The following is a 21,699-nucleotide window of genomic DNA, read 5'->3' as shown; positions in this document are numbered from 1 at the left end:
CAGTCCGTTGCCGCGCAGGGGTTTCCGGGGTCGCACGCGTGTTCTCCGGCAGTCGGCGAGGCACTAATCTTGAGGGCCAACCCAGAACGAGCTAGACGAGGTTCCCGTGCCCACTGGCAAGGTCAAGTGGTACGACGCCGACAAGGGATTCGGCTTTCTCACCCGCGACGACGGCGGTGAGGTCTTCGTGCACTCCTCGGCGCTTCCCGACGGAGTCCAGGCACTGAAGCCCGGCCAGCGCGTCGAGTTCGGCGTGGTCGAGGGCAGGCGCGGCCAGCAGGCCCACCAGTTGCGCACGCTGGACACCCTGCCCTCGGTGGAGAAGACCCTGCAGCGGCAGAAGCGCAAGAAGCCGGACGAGATGGTCGTCATCACCGAGGACCTCATCAAGCTGCTGGACGTCATCTCCAACACCTACCGGCGCGGCAAGCACCCGTCCCCGGCGGAGGCCAAGAAGATCGCGACCGTGCTGCGCGCCGTCGCGGACGACCTGGCCGCCCCCTGACCCGACCCCCTCCGGCGGCCGCCCAGCGCGCCTGGGCGGCCGTTTTCCGGCTCCGGACGGCTGGATGGGGCCGTTTTCCGGGTTTGGCGGCTGCCTGGCCCGTCCGGGCGGCCGTTCCGGTTTCGGGACGGGTTGCGGCCGCATCCGGCCGTTTTCCGCTAGCCGGTCCGCGGTCGGCGGCGCCTGCCCGCGCGGCGCGTGCCGGAGCGGCGCGTCCCGCGGTGGCGGACGCCCGAATGGCGGACGAGCAGCAGCGTGAGCGCGACCGCCATCACCGCGGCGACCAGCATCAGCGCGACCCGGCCGTCCGCGACCATGGACATGGCCAGGCCGAGCAGCCCGCCCGCGACCCAGACGAGCTGGTGCAGGGTCTCCGACACCGCGAACGTGGACGAGCGGACCTCCTCGCCGATCTCCCGCTGCACCACCGCGTCCAGGGACAGCTTGCCGAGCGTCTGCCCGACCGCGCCCGCGAACGCCACCGCGAGCGCCGCCCAGAGCCCGAACAGCGCGGCGCTGACCGCCGCGACGGCCGTGACGAAGCCGAGCGTCGCGTACACGATGAACTGCGGGGCGCGCGCCTTCATCCACGCGCCGAGGGCCGTCCCGGCGAGGCCGCCCGCGCCCGCGCACGCCGCGAGCAGCCCGAGCGCCACGTTGTGCGGCACCGGCTCGAACTTCTCCTGCCGCAGCACGAACGCCAGGTAGATGATCAGGAAGCCGGAGAACGCGCGGAGCACGGCGTTCGCCTGCATCGCCTCCGCGACGACCGGGCCGACCTTGTGCAGCGTCCGCCAGCGTCCGCGGACGGTCTTCGCCCGTTCCACACCCGCCAGGGGCCCCTCGACCGGCGGTTTGCCCGAGTCCGGGTCGTCCACGTGGGCGGGCAGGCGCAGCACCAGGACGACGCCGAGCCCGAACACGACCGGCGCGAGCCGCAGCAGCCAGTCCGCGCCGATCAGTAGCGACAGCCCCGCGCCGACCGGGGCCGCGACCGCCGCCGCCAGCAGGCCCGCGAACGACACCCGCGCGTTAGCCGTGACCAGGGTGATCCCCTCGGGCAGGACGCGCGGCGTGACCGCCGATTTCAGCACCCCGAACGCCTTCGACAGCACCAGCACGCCGAACGCGGCGGGCAGGAAGGTCACCTGGTCGCCGTGCAGGACGGCCCCGGCCATCGCCCAGCACAGCACCCCGCGCCCCGCCATCGTCCCGGCCAGCGCGTACCGTCGGACGTGCCGCATCCGGTCCAGCGCGGGGCCGATCAGCGGCGCGACCAGCGCGAACGGCGCCATCGTCACCAGCAGGTAAAGCGCCACCTGGCCGCGCGCCTGGTTCACGTCCAGGTTGAAGAACAGCGTTCCGGCGAGCGCGACCGCGACCATGGCGTCCCCGGCCGAGTTCACCGCCGCCGCCTCGATCAGCGCGCCGAGGCCGCTGCGCCCGGCGCCCTGGGCGTGCGTGGCGCGCCGGGTGATCCGTCCGATCCGCCGGAAACCGCCGCGGAAGGCCCGCCCGCCGCGGCGCATTCGGCCGAAAACGCGGGTTTCGCCGGAGTCCGCCGCGTTCGTGGCCGAGGTGTGACCCGCGCCGGCGCGCGCGGCGCCCGGGCCGCCGTGCGGGCGGTCCCCAGCGGGATGACCTGCGGATTCGGACATCTGGTCCCGGCGTGCTCCTCGGTGTCGTGCGGACGGCGGAGGGCCTGTAACGAGGGTATGTTCCCCTCGAAGCGCCGATCAGCCGTCCCCGGGGCGGGCGCGTGCCCGGCCACGTCCATCCATGGGCGAGAATTGAGGGGTGAGCCCAACCCGTCAGTCCAGCACCGCGCGTTCCACCGGGTCCCGGTCCGGCGCCGCAACCGCCGGCGCCGCCGCGGGCGGGACGCGGCGCAGCCGCCCGCCCGCCGTCGACGAGGCATGCGCCGAGGCGGTCGAGCTCGCCCGCGACGCCGCCGCGCAGACCGCCGCGCCCCTGGGGGTCGGCGAGCACCTCGGCCTGGTCGCCGAGGCCGAGCGCGTCGTCACCCACTACTTCGCCTGCCTGGACCCGGGGTACCGCGGCTGGCGCTGGGCCGTCACCGTCGCCCGCGCCTCCCGCGCCAGGAACGTGACCGTCGACGAGTGCGTGCTGCTGCCCGGCGACGACGCGCTGCTCGCCCCGGCCTGGGTGCCGTGGCTGGAGCGGCTGCGTCCCGGCGACATCGGCCCCGGCGACCTCATGCCCACCGCGCCGGACGACGCGCGGCTCGCGCCCGGCTACACCGAGACCGCCGACCCCGAGGTGCGGGAGGTCCAGTGGGAGCTGGGGCTCGGGCGCCCGCGCGTGCTGTCCGCCGAGGGCCGCGACGAGGCCGCGGAACGCTGGTACGAGGGCGTCGCTGGGCCGCGCGCCCCGATCGCCACGTCCGCGCCCGCGCACTGCGCCACCTGCGGCTTCTACGTGACGCTGGCGGGCGGCCTGCGCCAGCTGTTCGGCGTCTGCGCCAACGAGTACGCCCCGGACGACGGCCGCGTGGTGTCGGCCGACCACGGCTGCGGCGCGCACTCCGACGCCGTGACACTCCCGGCCGCCTCCGAGCACGGCCCGCCCGTCCTGGACGAGCTGGACTTCGAGGTCGTCACCGACACCCCGTCCGAGGGCGAGGTCGCTGAGGCCGAGGGCGAGGCGCCGGCGGTCGAGGCGACCAAGACCGCCGTCCGCAAGGGCCGCGCGACAACGAAGACCGAGGCTCCGTCCGAGACAGTGTCGGACGAGCCGGAAGCGCCTGCCGCGAAGACGACCAAGGGCCGCACCCGCAAGACCGCCAAGGCCACCGCAGATGAGGCCGCTTCGGACGAGGCGAAGGTGCCCGCGCGCAAGACCGCCGCCCGCAAGCCGCGCGCGACGTCCAAGCGAGCCGCCGCGAAGCCCGAATCGTCCCAGGACGAGGCTCCTGGCGACACGCCGAAGGACGGCGCGGTCGAAGACGGCGCCACCGGCGGCGAGGCCCAGGCGGAAGCGGCCGAGAGCACCGGCACAAAGGCCAAGGCGACCCGCACCCGCACCCGACGCGCATCCACCGCAAAGAGCACACCGGCCGAGGACGGCGCGCCCGAGGGCGGGACGACGCGCCGGCGCGCGTCCGCGACGAAGGCCGCTGCGGCGGACGGTGACGAGCCCGAGGCCGGAGCGACCCGCCGGCGAACCTCCGCAGCGAAGCGCAGCGCGTCCGACGCCGGTGCGGCCGAGGGCGAGTCGGGCGAGGCGGCTCCCGCGCGGACGCGGAAGGCCCGCGCCACCGCGGAATCCGGCGGGTCCGGCGGGCGTACGCGGAAGACGCGGGCCGCGGCCGAAGGCGGCACCGGGACGTCCGGCCGGACACGTGCGCGGAAGCGCGCCGAGACCGGCGACGCGCCGGACGCTGGAGCAGCTGAGAACGGCGACGAGGGCTGACCGGCCGGACTTCGAGCGAACGGCATTGGGTGACGCGGCTGTGGACGACGCGTTCGGCACGGACGCGCTGCGCGCGCGTGTTCTGAGGGCTTGGGCGGAGTCGTCGGCGCGGTTCCGCGCCGACGCCAACACCGAAGAGGATTTCGCGCTCGGCGGGTACCGCGACCGGGTCGTGGTCGAGCTGGCGCAGAACGCGGCCGACGCGGCCTCGCGCGCGGGCGTCCCCGGGCGGCTGCGGCTCGCGCTGCGCGGGGACGTGCTGACCGCCGCGAACACCGGCGCGCCGCTGACACCCGACGGCGTGGAGGCCCTGTCCACGCTGCGCGCCTCCGCAAAGCGGGACGAGGCCGGATCGGTTGGGCGATTCGGCGTCGGGTTCGCCGCCGTGGTTTCGGTCACCGACGAGCCGTCCATCACGTCCGCTTCGGGCGGTGTGTCATGGTCGCTGGCCCGCGCCCGAGCCCTGGTCGCCGACATCCCGGAACTCGCCGACGAACTCACCGCAAGATCAGGCCACCTCCCCCTCCTCCGCCTCCCCTTCCCCGAGCCCGCCCCCGCCGAAGAACCCACCCCCGCCGAAGGGCCGACGTCCGCCGAAGGACTCACGCGCGGCGAAGGGCCGACGCGCGGCGCAGAACTCGCGCGGGGCGAAGGACCCGCGTGGGGCGAAGGACCCGCGTGGGGCGAAGGACCCGCGCGCGGCGAAGGACCCGCGCGCGGCGAAGGACCCGCGCGCGGCGAAGGACCCGCGCGGGGCGAAGGGGCTGCGTCCACCGGAGGGCCGACGCCTGGCGAGGTGGCCGCGTCCGCTGGAGGGGCCGCGTCTGCTGGTGGGGGCGGGGGGTTGGAGGGGTTTGCGACGGTTGTTCGGTTGCCCCTGCGGGATGCGGGGGCGGTCGAGCGGGTTCGGGTGCAGTTGGGCGAGGTCGGGCCTGCGCTGCTGCTCGCGTTGCCTGCGTTGGAGTCCGTCGAGGTCGACGTGGACGGCGACGTCCGCGAGGTGCGGCTCGGGGAGTGGCGGACGGTCGAGGCGCACGGGGAGATTCCCGCCGAGCTGCTCGCGGACCGGCCGACCGAGGAGCGCCTGCGTACCGGCTGGCAAGTCCGCTGGGCGCTTCCCATCGAGGCTTCCGGTGGTCTGGACGCTGGGCTGGACGGCCGTCTAGGGGGCGGCGGGGGTGGGCGGGTTCTTAGTGCGGAGAAGGTCGGGGTTCCGGCCGTCCTGCATGCGCCGACGCCCTCGGACGAGCGGATCGACCTCGCGCCGCTGCTGATCGCGTCGTTCCCGCTGGCGCCGGACCGGCGGCATGTCGCGCCCGGTCCGCTCACCGACTTCCTGGTCGAGCGCGCCGCCGACGCCTATGTCGAGCTGATGCGCGGGTCGGCCGGTGAGCCCGCCGTGCTCGATCTCGTCCCGAGCCCGGTCGGGGCCGGGGAGCTGGACGCGAAGCTGCGCCGGGCGATCCTGGCCAGGCTGCCCGGAACCCCGCTTCTGCCCGGCCCGATGCGCGGCCCGGACGCCGTGGCGCTGGACGCGCCGCCGCCGTTCCTCGACCTGATGGCCGAGGCCATGCCCGGCCTGCTGCCGCCGGGCTGGCCGGTGCGGAGCCAGCCGCTGGACGCGCTCGGCGTCCGCCGCATGGAGATCGCGGACGTCGTGGACGCGCTGGTCTCCTTCGAACGCCCTCCGACCTGGTGGAAGTCGCTCTACGAGAGCCTGTCGGGGGCGTCGGCCGACGGCCTCGGCGCGCTGCCCGTCCCGCTCGCCGACGGGCGCCTCTCGCGCGGCCCGCGCGGGACGCTGATCACGTCCGGGGACGTCGCGGCGCTCGAACCGCTCGGGCTCCGGATCGTCCACCCGGAGGCGGTGCACCCGCTGCTGACCAGGCTCGGCGCGATCGAGGCGGGGCCGCGGCAGGTGCTCGCCGACCCGGCCGTCCGGGCGGCGGTCGAGGAGTCGTTCGACGCCGAGGACGCGGACGCCCTCGCCGAGGCGGTGCTGACGCTCGTCCGGGAGGCGCGGCTCGACCCGGGCGACGAGCCGTGGCTGGAGAACCTGGCGCTGCCCGCCGACGACGGCGAGCCGTCCGCGGCCGGGGAGCTGCTGCTGCCGGACAGCCCGCTGCACGCGATCATGGCGGAGGATGCGCCCTTCGCGACCGTATCCGCCGAACTGGTCGACCGTTTCGGTTCCGAGGTGCTCGCCGCGGCCGGGGTCCTGGACGGGTTCGCGACCGTCCGCGCCGAGGACGTCAACGTGATCGGCCTCGCCGACGCCGCCGACACCCTCCACCTGGACGGCGAGGACGGCTGGGCCGAGGACGTCCTGGCCCGCGTCGGCGACCAGGACCTCCCGCCGCTGGTCCCCGAGTTCACCGCCGTCCGCGACCTGGAGCTCGTGCAGGACTGGCACGCCGCGCTGGGTCTGTTGTCCCGGCCGCCGCTGCGCGCCGCCGTCGTCGAACCCGCCCTGGTCAGCGTAGACGGCGGGCGAAGGGTGTCCGCGCCGTCCTACACCGCGTGGTGGCTCCGGCGGCACCCCGTTCTGGACGGCCGTCTCCCCGGACGGTTCCGCCTCCCCGGCGGCGACGACCTCCTGCACGGCCTCTACGACGCGGCTCCCGAGGGCCTGGACGAGGGCCTGCTGCTCGCCCTCGGCGTCCGCACGACCCTGGACGACCTGCTCGACGAGCCGGGCGGCGCGGCCGAGCTGCTCGACCGGATGGCCGACCCCGCCCGCGAGATCTCCCGCGAGCACCTCGGCGTCCTGTGGACGGCGCTGGCCGCGTCCGGGCAGGCCGTCGAGCCGCCCGAGGCCGTCCGCGCGATCGTGGACGGACGCGTCGAGGTCGTGGACGCGGCCGACGCGCTCGTCCTGGACCGTCCCGACCTGCTGCCGCTGCTGACCGGCCAGCCGCTCGTGATCGCCGCGTCCGGCAGCGCCGGGGCGCTGGCCGAGCTGCTGGACCTGCCGCGCGCGAGCGAGGAAGTGACGGGCGAACCGTCCGAGCCGGGCATGCCGGCGCCCGTCCCGGACGTGATCAGGACCGTCCTGCCGGACGCGCCCGGCACCTACCTCGCCCACGAGGACCTGAGCGTGGACGGCGTGGACGTGCCCTGGTGGGTGGGCGACGGCGAGATCCACGCGGTCGGGCCCTCCGGCCTGGCGCGCGCCCTGGCCTGGACGACCGGCGCCTGGCCCGACCGGCACCTGGCCGAGGCCGTGCTGCGCGCGCCCGAGGACGTCCCCGCCCTGCTGGCCGAAGCCGACCTGGAGCCCTAGGCTGTGTTTCAAAGTCCCGGCCCACTGCGCTCGGCTGGCGGCTCGCTCCGTGACCGTGCCTGGGCGAACGCGGCATCGCTTCGCGATCAGCGCGGTGCCGCTCGCCTCCGGCGTCGCGGCACCGCGCTGGTCACGCGTTCGCGCGCGTGGCCGAGGCCACTTCGAAACAGGCCCTAGGCCCCCGCCTCAACGACCTCGCGCGGAACCGTCAGCGCGTTGGGCCGCGCGCTCGGCGACCAGCCGCTCGCGCGCCGCCTGCAACCGCGGGATGTACCAGACGCCGAACAGGCCGCAGCCCATGCCGACGACGCACACCCACAGCCACCAGCGCTCCCCGGACGGCAGCCCGACGAGCAGCAGCACGACCAGCGCGATCGCCCAGGCGACCGTCCCGGCGATCGCGAGGTGCACGTCGTTGGTCGCCAGCGGCGGCGGATCGGGGCGGCGCGGACGGCTCATGCGCTCAGCCTAAGCGCCGGACGGGCCGGTTCGGCCCCCGCCCCCGGTTCGATTCCGCCGCCGACGTGGGACGATGGAGGCAGCGCACCGCAGGGAGAGGGCAACCGACCGTTGGACACCAGCACCGACAGCCTGGCCGAGGAGCTGCGCATCTCCGTCGCGCGCCTCTCCCGCCGCCTGCGCACCCTGCGTCCGGCGCGTCCGGACGACGCCCGCCCGCCGCTGACCCTCACCCAGTTCGCCGCGCTCGCCGCCCTCGCCCGGCACGGCTCCATGACCCCGCGCGAGCTGGCCGACCACGAGAAGGTCCAGCCGCCGTCGATGACCCGCGTCATCGCCTTCCTCGAAGACCAGGGCCTCCTGGCCCGCACCCCGCACCCCACCGACGGCCGCCAGGCCGTCCTGGCCCCCACCGAGGAGGGCAAGGCCCTGCTCGCCGAGGAGCGCCGCCGCAAGGAGCAGTGGCTGGCCCGCCGCCTGGCCGACCTCACCGAGGAGGAGCGCGAGATCCTCCACCAGGCCGCCCCCGTCCTCGACAAGCTCAGCCGCTCCACCTGACCACCACCCGTCGTCGCTGCCGGATCAGCACGTGCAGGTCGTCCGACAGCCGCTCAAGCCGTCCCCGCCACCCGGTGCCGGACGCCCCGAGGTGTCCCATCGCGCGATCGACGTCCTCGTCCCGGGGAAGCAGCGCCAGCAACTCACCGATCTCCCCGATCACCGGCGGCAGCATCAGCCAGTATGGCTCCCGCGCCGCGAGGAACGCGTCCGGCCCGGCCACGTATTCGCCCAGCTCCGGAAACCGGAACCGCACCTCCCAGCCGTTCATCGGCAGCTGAGCCAGCGACAGGTCCCAAGGCCCCGGGGAAGCCCCGCTCATCTGCTGGAGCAGGTCGTGAAGCGCGTCGAGCGGCTCGACCCCCGGGACGACCCTGACCCCGCCGAGCACGTCGTCCCAGATCCAGGGGTTGCGCTCCGAGTCGGCGATCAACGTGGCGAGGTTCCCGGCGACGGGCTCCATCTCGTGCTCGAACACCGGATGCGCGCACGCGCGCTTGAACCTCCGTATGGCATCCGAGGACGACCAGGCCGGAGCCTCGCAAAGCGGCCGCCCCCCGAACGCCCCGACCAGCATCGCCGCAGCGCCGAACCGCAGATGATCGAGCCCGACAGGGATCACCGCCGGCGCGGTGCTCGTGGGCGGGCCAGCGGTGGGGGCCGGGCATGGGGGTGCAGCTTAGGGCGAAAGTTTCGGATGGCGGAATGTCGGACGCGGGCATATCGTTAGCAAAGAGAAGGACTTTGCGAGTGGCGGAGGTGTGTCTGCGTGGCGGTGGCCCTCGGGACCGGGACGGCGGAGGTGACCGAGCGGGCTGCGGAGTTCGCCGGGGAGCGCGAGGCTCGCGGCGGGATGTTCCGGTCGCTGAGGAACAGGAACTACCGGCTGTTCACCGGTGGGCAGGTGGTGTCGAACACCGGGACGTGGATGCAGCGGGTGGCGCAGGACTGGCTGGTGCTGGGCCTGGCGCACGGGAACGGCGGCAGCGCGCTCGGCATCACGACCGGGCTGCAGTTCCTGCCGCTGCTGCTGTTCGGGCTGTGGGGCGGCGTGATCGCCGACCGGTACCCGAAGCGGCGCGTGCTGATGCTCACGCAGACGGCGATGGGGCTGCTGGCGCTGGTGCTCGGCGTCCTCGCCGTCACCGGGACGGCCCAGGTCTGGCACGTGTACGTGCTGGCGTTCCTGCTCGGACTCGCGACCGTGGTCGACAATCCGACCCGGCAGTCGTTCGTGGTGGAGATGGTCGGCAAGGACGACCTGCCCAACGCGATCGCGCTGAACAGCGCCACCTTCAACGGCGCCCGGCTGGTCGGTCCGGCGGTCGCCGGGCTGCTGATCGCGGCGATCGGGACCGGGCCGGTGTTCTTCGTCAACGCGGCCTCGTTCGGGGCCGTCCTGCTGGGGCTGTACCTCATGCGGCCCGGCGAGCTGCGGACGGTCGAGCCCGTCGCCAGGGCGAAGGGCCAGCTCCGGGAGGGCCTGCGGTACGTGCGGGGGCGGCGGGACCTGATGCTGGTGCTCGTCCTCATCGGGTTCGTCTCGATGTTCGCGATGAACTTCCAGATCACGGTCGCGCTGATCTCGCGGCAGGTGTTCCACTCCGGCGCGTCCACGTTCGGGCTGGCGTCCACGATGATGGCGGTCGGCGCGCTCACCGGGGCGCTGCTGGCGGCGCGCCGGGCGGCGCACCCCCGGTTCCGGGTGCTGATCGGCGCGGCGCTGGTGTTCGCGGCGCTGGTCGTCGCGGGCGGGCTGATGCCGACGTACTGGTCCTACGTGATCTCGCTGGTGCCGGCGGGGATCGCGATGATGACGTTCACCACGTCCGCGAACGCGATCATGCAGCTGGGCGTCGAGCCGGAGATGCGCGGGCGGGTCATGGGCCTGTACATGCTGGTCTTCCTCGGCACGAACCCGCTGGGCGCGCCCGTGGTCGGTTGGATGTCCGAGACGTTCGGGCCGCAGGCGAGCGTCGTCGTGGGCGGCGCGGTCGCCATCGTCGCCACGCTCGGCGTCGCGGTCGCGGCCGTCCCGCGCGCGGAGCTCCGGCCGCTGTTCGCCCGCCTCCTCGCCGCCGCCCCGGGACGCTGATCCCGCACGTGGGAACGGTCCCGCGCGTGACAAGCACCCGTCCGGGCTGAGAGGCTGGCGGACGTGGGAGCCCGGATGCGCGCATGAGGCTGTTCGTCGCGCTGCTGCCGCCACAGGACGTCCTGGACGAGCTGGAGCGCTTCGTCGCGCCGCTCCAGGACACCGTCCCCGACCTGCGCTGGACGCAGCGCGACCTGCTGCACGTCACGCTCACCTTCCTCGGCGAGGTGGACGACCGGACGCTCGAACGCCTCCTGCCCCGCCTGGAACGCGCCACGGCCCGCCACGACCGCCTGAACCTGTCCCTGGCGGGCGGCGGCGCCTTCCCGGGCGGCGGCGCGCACGCCCGCGTCCTCTGGACGGGCCTCTACGGCGACCGCCGCGGCCTCGCCCGCCTCGCCGCGTCCACCACCGCCGCCGGACGCCGCGTCGGAACCCCGCCGGACAACCACCGCACCTTCCGCCCCCACCTCACCCTCGCCCGCAGCCGCCACCCCGTGGACGTCCGTCCGCTGCTGGAGCCCATGTCCGCCTTCGCCGGCGCCCCCTGGACGGCCGACCGGGTCCACCTCGTCCGCAGCCACCTCCCCGCCGGCGGCCGCACCAAGGTCCTCTACGACCCCATCGCCTCCTGGCCCCTCCGAACCCCCAAATAAGCCCCACGGACCGCTGTGGGGGGCTTGTTCGTGTGGGGGTTAGAGCTCCGGGGGTGGGGGGGTGGGGTGGTCGGCGTCGGGAGGGCCCCAGGGGAGGCCGTAGCGTTCGCAGGCTCGGCGGAGTTCGGCGAGGTCGGGGGGGAAGGTGACCTGGCGGAGGACGCGGCCGGTGGGGCTCCAGACGACGAGGCGGGGGAGGCGGTCGGCGGCGTCGTCGATGCCGATGCCGGCGACGCGGTCGCGGGCCAGCTCCCAGCGGACGCGGCCGCGGCGGGTGACGACGGCGAGGCCGGCGGGGGAGACGCGCAGGCGCGGGCGGTCCCGGTCGTGCAGCCAGTAGCCGCCGAGGCCGACCAGCAGGCCGGCGGGCACCGACCAGCTCGCGGTGGTGACGAAGCCGCCGAGGTCCGGGCCGAGCCAGGCGGCGCCGACGACGGCGACGATCTCGGCGAGGATCAGGCTCATGCCGTAGGTGCCGAAGCGGGACCGGCGGGTCGCGTCGAGGAGGATGCCGGGCGCGTGGGCCGGGGACGGCGCGGGCGGCGCGGTCAGTTCGAGCGGGACGGGCTCGGCGCCCGAGGCCAGCGCCGGGGTCTCGGACGCGGGGAGCGTCAGCGTGGAGACCGCCGAGTGGAAGGCCGCGCTCAGGTAGGCGTCGTACTCGGCGTCGTTCACCGGCAGGCCCTCGCGGCGGGCGGCCTCGCGCAGGTCGGTGCGGGAGATGCGCAGCGCGGACAGCGGCGCGGCGAAGAACTCGTCGCCGTCGGAGTCGTAGAGCCGGACCCAGGCGTGTCCGGCGATGGTGAGCAGCTCGATGCCGCCGAGCCGGTCCTCGGGCATGCGCAGGACGACCTCGCCCGCGGCGTCGGCCCAGCCGAGGCCGCCGTCCTCGACGACCAGCCGGCCGCCGGGGACGCGCGCGAAGATCTCCGGCAGGCCCTCCAGGCCGTACTCGGGGGTGCGGGGGGCCCGCGCGCCCGGGGTGACCACGCGGTAGCCGCGGTCGGCGAGGGCGTGCGCGAGCTGGAAGGCGTCCAGGCCGTGCGCGGGCAATCGGGCGAGCAGCCGCAGCCGGTGGTCGAACGCCAGGACCGACAGCTCGCTGCGCCGGGGCCGTCCGGTCAGCGGGTCGGCGCGCAGGCCGGGCCCGATGACCAGCGCGGCGGTCTCCGCCGCCGGGACGGTCAGGGCCCCGCGGGACGGGACGACCCCGCGCGCCGCCCAGCCCCCGGACGCGGCCCGGGAGCGGCGCGGGCGGCGGGAGACCTGGATGAGGTCGCGGTCGATCGTCCAGACCGTCCGGGCGGACGCGAGGGACCGGCGGCGGGTCACCAGGACGGCGGCCAGCGACGCCAGCACCCAGCACGCCGCCGCGACGCGGACGCCGAAGCCGGGCGGGCCGTCCACGGCCAGGCGCAGCACCATGACCACGCCGAGCGCGCCCGAGAGCCCGCCGAGCAGCAGGACGCGGCGCCGGGACGGGTCCGGCTCGGCGGACGCCAGCACGGCCCGCTCGGGGCCGGGGGCCGCCGGTTCCGGGGCGGCCTCCTCGTGCGCGGCGGCGAGCAGCGCCGCCTCCTGGTCGAGCAGGCGGCGCTCGGCCGCCAGGTCGCGGGTCGGGCCGAGCGGGATGACCAGCTCGGCGTCGTCGTCCATGCCGGGCGGGCGGCCCGCGTCGTCCAGCGCGGGGTCGAGCAGGTCGGAGACCTCGCCGTGCACCAGCCGCACCGGGATGCCGACCCGCCGCGCGGTGACGAACAGCGCGAGGGGCTCCAGGCCGAGCGACGGCAGCGGGCCGATCGAGGCGGTGCCGAACTTGTGCTGGACGACCAGGACGCCGTCCCCGGTGGTGATGCCGAGGCCCTCGATGCGGTCGCGCTCGTAGCTGGCGAGGGTCGAGCCGTCCGGGCCGATCTTTTCGAGGCCGCGTTCGGACAGCCGCCAGTAGGCCGGGCCGCGCCGCCGCGCCGCCCACGGCACCAGCGCCGCGACCGCGCCGACCAGCCACGGCCCGGTGGCGGCGGCGAGGATCAGCGCCGCCCACAGCCAGCCGGGACGCACCGGCGCGAGCGCCGCGGCGACCGCCAGCAGGACGAACGGCCCCGGCGCGACCGGGCGAAACCGGCCGCCGAACCCGTGCAGGCCGACCAGCTCATGTTCCACAGTCCGCATCCTCTCGCGGGAACCGGCGGGCACGTCGCCTCCTTTTCTGAACCGGTGGCCGTTCTGACGGTCAGTAGGGGGTTCGCGGCGGTTCAGCGCCGCCGCCGGACCAGTCCGTAACCGACGAGCGCGGCGACCCCGAGCGTCAGGACGAGCGCGACCCGGCGGCCCCCGGTGTGCTTCAGCCGGCCCCGGTCATGATCGTCCTTCCCGGGCGGCGGCGTGGCCAGACCGCTCGGATCGGGCGGCGGGGTCGCCCCGGCGACCGCGTCGGCGCCGGTCAGCGGGATCCGGTAGACCGGCTGGGCGTCGCCTTCGGAGCCGACGAGCAGTGCCGAGCCGTCCGTCGTGTAGGTGACGGACTCGCCCTGCTTCTGCTGCGGGAGCGGGATCGAGTGGGAGTCGCCGGGCTTGCCGTCCGGGCCCATCCGGTAGATCCGCGCGCCGAAGTAGGTGCGGATCACGAAGCTGTCGCCATCGGGCGCGAACGCGCCGTCGGTCGCGATGGGCGGGGCGTCGCCGATCTTGCGCAGCTTGTTGAACCCGCTGGTGGAGAGCTTCCCGGGCGCCTCGTAGAGCGCCCCGGAGAACAGCTTGCTCGCGACGTACAGCCGGTTCGTGCGCGGGTCGATCATGAGGGCCTCGGCGTTGCGCGGGCCGTCCTCGTACTTGAACCGGAACGCGGCCGGCTCGACGGTCTCGCTGCGCAGCACGGACGGCTCGGTGATCCGGTAGACGGTCACGTACGGCCAGGCGCCGCCGAGGTTGTCGCCGATGTCCGCGACGAAGATCGCCGGACGGCCGCGGTCGTCGCGGCCCATCGCGATGGCCTCCCAGTCGCGGTTCCTCGCGCCCGCGAGGGTCAGCACGGCCTGCACGCGGCCGTCCGGCCCGACCGCGAAGATCTGCGGCGTGCCGCCCGAGTCGTTGTGCGTGTAGACGACGCCGGGGTGCGCGGTGCTGGCCGCAAGCCCGCTCGACTCGGTGATCCGCTCATCGTTGATCGTGAACGCGACCCGCGCCCCGCCTGTTCCCGCCGACGGCGACGGCGTGGGGGACGGCGTGGCGGACGGAGCGGAGGAGGGCCCGGCGGAGGCCGGAAGCGGCCAGAGCGCGGCGGAGGCGACGGCGAGCGCCAGGGCCGACGCGGCGACCCGGCTCAACGCAGCACGGAGCCGATGACCACGGCGAGCACGAGCGCGGTCAGCACGGTAGGGAGCAGCCATCGGGGCGCGCGGTTCACGTTCCGAGCTTATTCGGCCCCGGAGAGCCCTCGAACCCGTCCCTCATGAGATACGTCTCATCCAGCATGTGCGGATTGTTCGGGCTGCTGCGCTCGCCCGCCGCGGTCCATCCGGAACGCGCGTCGGACGTCGTCGTCGCCCTGGGAACCCTCGCCGAGGAACGCGGTACCGACTCGGCCGGGCTGGCCCTGCTGACGGGCCGTCCCGCCGGACGGGACGCGGCCCCGCTGGAGGGCGTCGCCGACGAGCGCAGCAGCGACCTGCTCCATGACGGCTGCCGGGTGGTGAAGGGGCGCGGCGCGTTCTCCGCCGTCTGGCGCCCCGACCTGCTGCCCGAGCTGGACGCCGCGCCGATCGTGCTCGGCCACACGAGGTGGGCCACCCAGGGCACGCCCCACTCGCTCGACAACGCCAGCCCGCTGGTGGTCGGCGGAGCCGCCGCGGCGGGCCCGCTCGCCGCCCGCGCCGCCGGGATCGTCGCCACGCACAACGGCGACATCGAGGCGGGCGCGCTGCGCGCCCGGTACGGACCGCCCCCGCCCGTCGGGGGCACCGACTCCGAGCCGATCTTCCAGGTGCTCGCGGGCCGCGCGTCCGTGCCGGACGTCACCGCAGCGCTCACCGCCCTGGTCGGACGCGCCGCCCTCGCCTGGGTCGAGCGCGCCCGTCCGGACGTCGTGCACCTGGCCCGCGCCGCCGTCAGCCCGCTCACGGTCGCGGTGGACGACGAGCAGAACTTCTACTGGGCGTCCAATCCCAAGTGGTTCCGGCTGGCCGAGCGGCACACCAGCGTCCGCTTCGCGACCGTCGTCATGCTCCGCGAGGGCACCTACCTGCGGCTGGGGCCGCCTGCGCCGGGCGCCCGTCCCGAGATCCTCACCGGCGCCGGGTTCACGCCCACCGCCCGCGCCTTCGACCTGGACGACCGCGTCTGGACGGGCTTCACCCCCGCCGACGCCGCCCGGGACCGCTCGTCCCTCCGCCACCGCGTCGCCCCGCTCGGCGTGGACGACCCGGCCGGAACACCCGCCACCGTCGCCTGACCACGCGCGCAAGCACGCTCCGCGTGATCAAGCCCCACCCGAGCACGCTCCGTTTGAACAAGCTGAAAGGGCGGGATGCCGGAGCGTCCCGCCCTTCTGGCTCAGTTGCCTAGAGGTTCTCGACCACGTAGTCGATGCACTGGGTGAGGGCCTCGACGTCGGACGGGTCGATCGCCGGGAACATGCCGATGCGGAGCTGGTTCTTGCCCAGCTTCCGGTAGGGCTCGGTGTCGACGATGCCGTTGGCGCGCAGCACCTTCGCCACGGCCGCGGCGTCCACGTCGTCGGTGAAGTCGATCGTGCCGACGACCTGGGAGCGCTGGGCCGGGTCGGTGACGAACGGCGTGGTGTAGGACGTCTTCTCGGCCCAGGTGTAGAGCCGCTGGGACGAGTCGGCGGTGCGCGCGGTGGTCCAGGCCAGGCCGCCGTTGCCGTTCATCCACTCGATCTGCTCGGCGAGGAGCAGCAGGGTGGCGACGGCGGGCGTGTTGTAGGTCTGGTCCTTGGCCGAGTTGTCCACGACCGTCTTCAGGTTGAAGAACTCCGGGATGTACCGGTCGGACGCGGCGATCTCCTCGATCCGGGCCAGCGCCGCCGGGGAGGCGAGGCCGATCCACAGGCCGCCGTCCGCCGCGAAGCACTTCTGCGGCGCGAAGTAGTAGACGTCGGTCTCGCTGACGTCCACGGGCAGGCCGCCCGCGCCGGACGTGGCGTCCACGAGCACGAGCGACCCGTCCGCCGAGGTGCCCGCGGGGCGCGCGATCGGCATCGCGACGCCGGTCGAGGTCTCGTTGTGGGTGAGGGCGTAGACGTCGATGCCCTCCTCCGCGCGGGCCTCCGGGTGGCTGCCCGGGTCGGCGGAGATCACCGACGGGTCGTCCAGCCACGGCGCGCCCTTGGTGACCTTGGCGAACTTGCTGGAGAACTCGCCGAACGCGAGGTGCTGCGACCTGTTCCGGACGAGGCCGAACGCGGCGGCGTCCCAGAAGCAGGTGGTGCCGCCGTTGCTGAGCAGCACCTCGTAGCCCTCGGGCAGCGAGAACAGCTCGCTCAGCCCGGCGCGCACGCGGCCGACCAGCGACTTGACCGGCTTCTGCCGGTGCGAGGTGCCCAGGTAGGTGTCGCCGGACGCGGCGAGGGCGGCCAGCTGCTCGGGACGGACCTTCGACGGCCCGCATCCGAACCGGCCGTCGGCGGGCTTCAGGTCGGCGGGAATGGCAAGGGAAGGATTCGCGCTCTCGGTCACCCCACGAAGGGTACCGACCGCCCTTTCATGATCGCCGTCCGGACCACATGCCGAGACGCCGTCCTGCCTGCGGGCCTGCTCACCGGCTCCGGGCGCGGCGGCGCCAGAGCGCGAAGCCGAGCAGCAGCAGGACGCCGAGGATGCACAGGACCGCGTTCACGGCGGGCGGGTAGATCCAGTCGGCGCCGCGCTGCCGCGCCTCGTGCGCCGTCACCGCCGAGTCGTAGGCCAGGAACGCCAGGAACAGCGCGAGCAGCCAGAACGCGGCGCGTCCGGCGAGCGCGTTCGTCCGGCGCCGGCGGCGCTCGCGCTCGGCCTCCAGCCGCCGTATCTCGGCCGCGACCGCCGCGCGCCGCTCGTCCGGGTCAGCCGGGCGAGGAAGCGGCGGGCCGCCCGGCTCGGGCCCGGGCGCGGACGCGTCGGAGCGGTCCGGCGCGTCCTCCCGGACGGGCGCGGACGGGCCGATGTCACCTTCGAGGGGTTCGTCGTCCATGGACGCAGAGGGTAGGCACCGGGACGGCCGCGCACGAACAGTTGGCGAAACCAAGGCCCGAACGAGCAGCAGAAACGAAAGGCAGAAGCCCACAACCGGAACGAACGGCAGAAACGAGCGGGGAGAGGCAGGCGGCGGAAACGAACAAGGCCCCTGGAGATCCAGGGGCCTCATGCGTCGGACGCCGGGGCGTCGCGGGGGTCAGGCCGCGTAGCGCTTCAGGGCGTCGGCGGAGCCGGCGACGTCGTTGATCGAGCGCGTGCCGGGGCCGGTGTAGCGGGCCGACGGGCGGACCAGGCGGCCGGTGCGCTTCTGCTCCAGGATGTGCGCGGCCCAGCCCGCGGTGCGACCGCAGGTGAACATCGCGGGCATCATCGCGGTCGGGACCTCGGCGAAGTCCAGGATGACCGCGGCCCAGAACTCGACGTTGGTCTCGATCGCGCGGTCCGGACGGCGCTCGCGCAGGACGGCCAGGGCGGCGTCCTCCAGCGACTTGGCCGCCTCGAAGCGCGGCGCGCTCAGCTCGCGCGCGGTGCGGCGGAGCACGCGGGCGCGCGGGTCCTCGGCGCGGTAGACGCGGTGGCCGAAGCCCATCAGCCGCTCGCCCGAGTCGAGGATGTCGGTCACGACCCGGCGGGCGTCGCCGACCTGCTCGACCTTCTCGATCATCGGCAGCACGCGGGCCGGGGCGCCGCCGTGCAGCGGACCGGACATCGCGCCGATCGCACCCGAGATGGACGCGGCCACGTCCGCGCCGGTGGAGGCGATCACGCGGGCGGTGAAGGTGGAGGCGTTCAGGCCGTGCTCGGCGGCGGAGACCCAGTAGGCGTCGATGGCCTGCACGTGCCGGGGGTCCGGCTCACCGCGCCACTGGATCATGAACCGCTCGGTGATCGTCCGCGCCTCGTCCACCCGGGACTGCGGGACGACCGGGACCCCGATGCCGCGCGCGGACTGGGCGACGAACGACAGCGCGTTCGCCGAGACCAGCGCGAGGTCGGCGCGGGCCTGCTCGTCGGAGATGTCCAGCAGCGGCTTGAGGCCGTAGCGGGGGGCCAGCGCCGGCAGCCCGGCCTGGGCGTCCACCCGGACGTCGCCGGAGACGACCGGCAGCGCGAGCGGCGGCGCCGGGGTGAGGCCCGGGTCGAAGGAGTCGTCGACCAGCAGGCCCCAGGCGTCGCCGAAGGAGACGCGACCGACGAGCTCCTCGATGTCGACGCCCCGGTAACGGAGGGCGCCGCCCTCCTTGTCCGGTTCGGCGATCTCGGTCTCGAAGGCTACGACCCCCTCTAGACCGGGTTTGAAGTCGGACATGTCGTCCTGCCTTTCGTCCCCATGAGTGATAAGGCGGTGCCGTGCCATTGAACCCTGTCCGCCCTACTGGCTAGTACCCAGGCCCCTGTGAGTTGCACAATGCCCAGGTGAGAGGCTCGAACGATGTGAGTGCGCCCGATCCCGCACGGCTCCGGGAATCCTACGCAGCCGGAGAACTCCCCGATGAGGGCCTCCCCGCCGAGCCGCTTCCCCTGTTCGCGGCCTGGTTCTCCGAGGCCGCCGCGGTGGGCCTTCCCGAGCCCAACGCGATGGTCCTCGCGACCGCCTCGCCGGACGGCGCGCCGTCGGCGCGGACCGTCCTGCTGAAGGGCTTCGGCGAGGACGGCTTCCGGTTCTTCACCAACCTGGAGTCCCGCAAGGGGCACGAGCTGGCCGCCAACCCGCGCGCCGCGCTCGTCTTCCCCTGGCACCCGATGTACCGGCAGGTCAGGATCGAGGGGACGGTCGAGGAGCTACCCCGCGAGGACGTCCGGCTGTACTTCGAGGGGCGCCCGCACGGGTCCCGGATCGGGGCCTGGGCGAGCCACCAGTCCGAGGTGATCGGGACCCGGGCGGAAATCGAGGACCGCTACGCGGCGTTGAACGAGCGCTGGCCCGGCGAGGTGCCGCTGCCGGACTTCTGGGGCGGCTACCTGGTCGTCCCCGAGGCGGTGGAGTTCTGGCAGGGCCGCCTCAACCGCCTGCACGACAGGATCCGGTACCGCCGTACAGGCGACGAATGGAAGGTCGAGAGACTCTCCCCGTGAGCTCCCCCGAAAACCAGACCCCCGAACAGCGACAGGACCACATCCCCTCCCAGCAGCCCCCGCCGGCCGTCCCGGCCGCCTCGACCGTCCTCCCCCCGGACGAGCAGGCCGCCTCTACCGACTCCGCCGAGCCTGCCGGAGCAGGCGCGACGGCCGGAGCGGACGAGAAGACGGCGCTGTGGCGGCGGGTGGCGATCGACACGCGGCCGCTGGCGCATCCCGCGTACCGGCGGCTCTGGCTCGGCCAGGGCGTGTCGTTCGTCGGGTTCCAGGTGACGTCGGTCGCCGTGCCCGTCCAGGTGTACGAGATGACGCACTCGTCGCTGTGGGTGGGCGTGCTGGGCATCGCCAACCTCGTCCCGCTGATCGTCTTCGGGCTGTGGGGCGGCGCGGTCGCCGACCACATGGACCGGCGGAAGCTGCTGCTCGCGGCGTCCTGCGTGTCCTGGACGGCCACGCTGGTGCTGATGCTCCAGGCGCTGCTGCACGCGGGCAGCCTGGCGCTGATCCTCGGGGCGGTCGCGGTCCAGTCGGTCGGGTTCGCGGTGTCCTCGCCGACCCGCGGCGCGATCATCCCCCGGCTGCTGGACGAACCGCTCGTGCCCGCCGCCAACACGCTGAACTTCACCGTCCAGACCGTGGGCACGCTGACCGGGCCGCTGCTCGCCGGGCTGATCCTCACGCACTGGAGCTACCCGGCCGCATACGCGCTGGACGCGGCGCTGTTCGCCGTCGGCCTGTACGCGGCCGTCCGGCTGCCCGCGATCCCGCCGCTCGGCGCGGGCACGGGGCCGCTCGGCCTGCGCTCGGTCGTGGACGGGCTGCGCTTCATCGCCACCCAGCCCGTCCTGCTGATGTCGTTCGTCGTGGACCTGATCGCCATGGTCGTCGCGATGCCCCGCGCGCTGTTCCCCGAGATGGCCGAGACCCGGTTCCACAGCGAGGCGGCGGTCGGCTGGCTGGTCGCCGCGATCGGGTTCGGCGCGCTGCTCGGCGGGCTGCTGTCCGGCTGGATCGGGCGGATCCACCGGCAGGGCGCGGCGCTCGTCGCGTCCATCGCGGTCTGGGGCGTGGCCGTGGCCGCCGCCGGGCTCGCGCACGCGCTGTGGCTGGCGTTCGCGCTGCTCGCCGTGGGCGGCGCGGCCGACCTGGTGTCCTCGGTGTTCCGCCAGTCGATCTTGCAGACCTACGCGCCGGACGAGATGCGCGGCCGCCTCCAGGGCGTGTTCACCGTGGTCGTGGCGGGCGGGCCCCGGCTCGGCGACCTGCGCGCCGGCGCGGTGGCGTCGGTGGCCGGGGCGGGCGCGTCCTGGGTCGGCGGCGGCGTGGTCTGCGCCGTCCTGGTGGTGATCGTCGGGCTGTCCGTCCCGTCCCTGATGACCTACGCCCCCGGCGCGAGCGGCGACTGAGATCCGGAACCAGGCGGGGACGTCCCCGGACGCGCCCGGGGCGGGATGGACCGCGACACGCGGGGCTGACCGGGGCTTGCGGCCGCCCGGCCGGACGGGGCGGGAAGATCGGGCGGTCCTCCGGCGTTGTGCCGTACCCGGCGCCGGAGAGGATATTCACTCGCCCCGGTCCGGAAGGGCCGCAGCAAGTAGACTCGATGGCCACAACACTGGAGGGAGCTCGTGACCTCACACGGCCTGATCGACACCACGGAGATGTACCTCCGAACGGTGTTCGAGCTCGAAGAGGAGGGGATCGTCCCCCTCCGCGCGCGCATCGCCGAGCGCCTCTCGCAGAGCGGCCCGACGGTGAGCCAGACGGTCGCCCGCATGGAGCGGGACGGCCTGCTCAGGGTCGAGGGGGACCGGCACCTGGAACTGACCGACTCCGGCCGCAGCCTGGCGGTGTCGGTGATGCGCAAGCACCGGCTGGCCGAGTGCCTGCTGGTGAACGTGATCGGCCTGCCCTGGGAGGACGTGCACATCGAGGCGTGCCGCTGGGAGCACGTGATGAGCGAGGAGGTCGAGCGGCGGCTGGTCGCGCTGCTGGACAACCCGACCATCTGCCCGCACGGCAACCCGATCCCCGGCCTGTCCGACCTGGGCGGTCATGACGGACTCGACGAGGCTCCCGTCGTGCCGATGTCCGCGGCGGCGTCCGCGCACGGCACGCAGGCGATTGTTCGGCGTATTTCCGAACAGGTGCAGAGTGACAGCGATCTGATGCTTAGACTCAAGCAGATCGGGATACAACCGGGACGAGAGGTGACTCTTCGGACGACCGACGACGGGGTGCGGGTGGTCTGTGACGACGAGACCGACGGCCCGGAGACCGACCTTCCGGCCGACATCGCCGGACACGTGTTCGTCAGCCGCCGCTGACGGCGCCGCCCCTGCCCCCATGGGCGGCTCCACACCAAAGATCTCCGTTTCGTCGCCACGATCCGGCGTGTCCGGGGGGCCGGTTCGTCGTTCAATACCTCAAGTGGCGTC

At 74.4% G+C, this 21,699-nt stretch carries 18 protein-coding genes; 10 read left to right on the top strand and 8 right to left on the bottom strand.

What is annotated here, in order from left to right; genetic code table 11:
- The first annotated feature begins 106 nt into the window (after nucleotides 1–106).
- A complete protein-coding gene (locus FHU30_RS46000; protein ID WP_308211276.1) occupies nucleotides 107–505 on the top strand; it encodes a cold-shock protein in 399 nt (132 codons plus the stop codon).
- A 158-nt stretch (nucleotides 506–663) separates the two neighbouring features.
- On the opposite strand, the gene FHU30_RS12220 is transcribed toward FHU30_RS46000, so the two are convergent.
- Nucleotides 664–2,163 carry an MFS transporter gene (locus FHU30_RS12220; RefSeq protein ID WP_253875004.1) on the bottom strand — a complete coding sequence of 500 codons (1,500 nt, stop codon included), beginning with the start codon at nucleotides 2,161–2,163 and terminating at the stop codon, nucleotides 664–666.
- A gap of 139 nt (nucleotides 2,164–2,302) precedes the next feature.
- Between FHU30_RS12220 and FHU30_RS47625 the strand changes: the two genes are divergently transcribed.
- Together FHU30_RS47625 and FHU30_RS12210 are read left to right on the top strand one after the other, a co-directional pair.
- A complete protein-coding gene (locus FHU30_RS47625; RefSeq protein ID WP_372503866.1) occupies nucleotides 2,303–3,937 on the top strand; it encodes a DUF3027 domain-containing protein in 1,635 nt (544 codons plus the stop codon).
- A gap of 40 nt (nucleotides 3,938–3,977) precedes the next feature.
- The gene (locus FHU30_RS12210) at nucleotides 3,978–7,220 is read left to right on the top strand and encodes a sacsin N-terminal ATP-binding-like domain-containing protein (RefSeq protein ID WP_253875002.1); all 3,243 of its coding nucleotides are present in this window, start codon (nucleotides 3,978–3,980) and stop codon (nucleotides 7,218–7,220) included.
- A 186-nt stretch (nucleotides 7,221–7,406) separates the two neighbouring features.
- On the opposite strand, the gene FHU30_RS12205 is transcribed toward FHU30_RS12210, so the two are convergent.
- Nucleotides 7,407–7,679, bottom strand: a complete 273-nt coding sequence (locus FHU30_RS12205; RefSeq protein ID WP_253875001.1) for a DUF2530 domain-containing protein — start codon at nucleotides 7,677–7,679, stop codon at nucleotides 7,407–7,409.
- Nucleotides 7,680–7,790: 111 nt separating this feature from the next.
- Between FHU30_RS12205 and FHU30_RS12200 the strand changes: the two genes are divergently transcribed.
- Nucleotides 7,791–8,237, top strand: a complete 447-nt coding sequence (locus tag FHU30_RS12200; RefSeq protein ID WP_253874999.1) for a MarR family transcriptional regulator — start codon at nucleotides 7,791–7,793, stop codon at nucleotides 8,235–8,237.
- Here FHU30_RS12200 and FHU30_RS12195 read toward each other — a convergent pair.
- Nucleotides 8,221–8,859, bottom strand: coding sequence for a hypothetical protein (locus tag FHU30_RS12195; protein WP_253874997.1), 639 nt, complete (start codon nucleotides 8,857–8,859; stop codon nucleotides 8,221–8,223). The genes FHU30_RS12200 and FHU30_RS12195 overlap by 17 nt on opposite strands.
- A gap of 231 nt (nucleotides 8,860–9,090) precedes the next feature.
- Between FHU30_RS12195 and FHU30_RS12190 the strand changes: the two genes are divergently transcribed.
- Entirely contained in the window at nucleotides 9,091–10,332 is a 1,242-nt protein-coding gene (locus tag FHU30_RS12190; protein ID WP_253875325.1) for an MFS transporter, read from the top strand.
- An 83-nt stretch (nucleotides 10,333–10,415) separates the two neighbouring features.
- The gene (thpR, locus tag FHU30_RS12185; RefSeq protein WP_253874995.1) at nucleotides 10,416–10,988 is read left to right on the top strand and encodes an RNA 2',3'-cyclic phosphodiesterase; all 573 of its coding nucleotides are present in this window, start codon (nucleotides 10,416–10,418) and stop codon (nucleotides 10,986–10,988) included.
- A gap of 39 nt (nucleotides 10,989–11,027) precedes the next feature.
- On the opposite strand, the gene FHU30_RS12180 is transcribed toward thpR, so the two are convergent.
- On the bottom strand, nucleotides 11,028–13,160 hold the full coding sequence (locus FHU30_RS12180) for a hypothetical protein (protein ID WP_253875324.1): 2,133 nt from the start codon (nucleotides 13,158–13,160) through the stop codon (nucleotides 11,028–11,030).
- 83 nt (nucleotides 13,161–13,243) lie between these two features.
- The gene (locus FHU30_RS12175) at nucleotides 13,244–14,314 is read right to left on the bottom strand and encodes an SdiA-regulated/phytase-like domain-containing protein (protein WP_253874993.1); all 1,071 of its coding nucleotides are present in this window, start codon (nucleotides 14,312–14,314) and stop codon (nucleotides 13,244–13,246) included.
- 125 nt (nucleotides 14,315–14,439) lie between these two features.
- Between FHU30_RS12175 and FHU30_RS12170 the strand changes: the two genes are divergently transcribed.
- Nucleotides 14,440–15,438 (top strand): class II glutamine amidotransferase, encoded by a 999-nt coding sequence (locus FHU30_RS12170; RefSeq protein WP_253874991.1) that lies wholly within the window; start codon nucleotides 14,440–14,442, stop codon nucleotides 15,436–15,438.
- A 109-nt stretch (nucleotides 15,439–15,547) separates the two neighbouring features.
- Here the strand turns inward: FHU30_RS12170 and serC are convergent, their stop codons facing one another.
- The 3 genes from serC to FHU30_RS12155 all read right to left on the bottom strand — a co-directional run bounded on the left by serC (nucleotide 15,548) and on the right by FHU30_RS12155 (nucleotide 18,491).
- Nucleotides 15,548–16,684, bottom strand: a complete 1,137-nt coding sequence (gene serC, locus FHU30_RS12165; RefSeq protein ID WP_253874989.1) for a phosphoserine transaminase — start codon at nucleotides 16,682–16,684, stop codon at nucleotides 15,548–15,550.
- 79 nt (nucleotides 16,685–16,763) lie between these two features.
- Nucleotides 16,764–17,177 (bottom strand): hypothetical protein, encoded by a 414-nt coding sequence (locus FHU30_RS12160; protein ID WP_253874988.1) that lies wholly within the window; start codon nucleotides 17,175–17,177, stop codon nucleotides 16,764–16,766.
- Between the two features lie 201 nt (nucleotides 17,178–17,378).
- Entirely contained in the window at nucleotides 17,379–18,491 is a 1,113-nt protein-coding gene (locus FHU30_RS12155) for a citrate synthase 2 (protein ID WP_253874987.1), read from the bottom strand.
- Between the two features lie 107 nt (nucleotides 18,492–18,598).
- On the opposite strand from FHU30_RS12155, the gene pdxH reads away from it, so the two are divergent.
- The 3 genes from pdxH to FHU30_RS12140 all read left to right on the top strand — a co-directional run bounded on the left by pdxH (nucleotide 18,599) and on the right by FHU30_RS12140 (nucleotide 21,588).
- Complete coding sequence (gene pdxH / locus FHU30_RS12150) at nucleotides 18,599–19,258, top strand: pyridoxamine 5'-phosphate oxidase (RefSeq protein WP_253874986.1); 660 nt, start codon at nucleotides 18,599–18,601, stop codon at nucleotides 19,256–19,258.
- The gene (locus FHU30_RS12145; protein WP_253874985.1) at nucleotides 19,255–20,667 is read left to right on the top strand and encodes an MFS transporter; all 1,413 of its coding nucleotides are present in this window, start codon (nucleotides 19,255–19,257) and stop codon (nucleotides 20,665–20,667) included. The genes pdxH and FHU30_RS12145 overlap by 4 nt, the downstream gene beginning before the upstream one ends.
- A 222-nt stretch (nucleotides 20,668–20,889) precedes the next feature.
- Nucleotides 20,890–21,588 carry an iron-dependent transcriptional repressor DtxR gene (locus FHU30_RS12140; RefSeq protein ID WP_308211275.1) on the top strand — a complete coding sequence of 233 codons (699 nt, stop codon included), beginning with the start codon at nucleotides 20,890–20,892 and terminating at the stop codon, nucleotides 21,586–21,588.
- Nucleotides 21,589–21,699: the final 111 nt, after the last annotated feature.

This window comes from Actinomadura rupiterrae, assembly GCF_024172125.1.
In the GTDB taxonomy this organism is placed as follows: domain Bacteria; phylum Actinomycetota; class Actinomycetes; order Streptosporangiales; family Streptosporangiaceae; genus Spirillospora; species Spirillospora rupiterrae.
Note: the sequence above shows the minus strand (reverse complement) of the source record. Positions and strands in the feature narration are given on the sequence as shown.